1 protein-coding gene is annotated in these 411 nt (G+C 61.3%); it reads right to left on the bottom strand.

The features are described from left to right. The coding region (locus C1I98_RS46815) for a LysR family transcriptional regulator (protein ID WP_146607982.1) at window positions 1-307 on the bottom strand (307 nt) is incomplete at its 3' end. Between the last annotated feature and the right edge of the window lie 104 nt (window positions 308-411).

Below are 411 nucleotides of genomic sequence, written 5' to 3'. Positions count from 1 at the left end.
AATCGGCGGTGCTGACGAAGGACAGCGACAGCGAGCCGACCTCGCCGCGCGCCAGCCGCTGCGCGAGCCCGGGCAGTGCATTCGCCTCCGCCAGCACACGCCGCACCTCAACCAGCCAGCGCGCACCGACAGCCGTCAGCGCCACGGAGCGCTGCGTGCGATGGAACAGCGTGACGCCCAATTCGTCTTCGAGCGCGCGAATCTGCTGCGACAGCGGCGGCTGCGTCATCGAAAGCCGCTCGGCGGCGCGCCCGAAATGTAATTCCTCGGCAACGGTCACGAAATAGCGAAGCTGGCGCAAATCCATATCAGCGATTGATACATTATTCGACTCAATAATCGCTTAATAATATATTTGACGCGTCGTTTCTCCAAGCGCATGCTGGGCGCCAAGCCGTTGACTACAACGAT

Source organism: Spongiactinospora gelatinilytica, assembly GCF_003236385.1.
GTDB lineage: Bacteria > Actinomycetota > Actinomycetes > Streptosporangiales > Streptosporangiaceae > Spongiactinospora > Spongiactinospora gelatinilytica.
The sequence above is the reverse complement of the archived record's forward strand: the minus strand, read 5'-3'. Positions and strand labels throughout refer to the sequence as shown.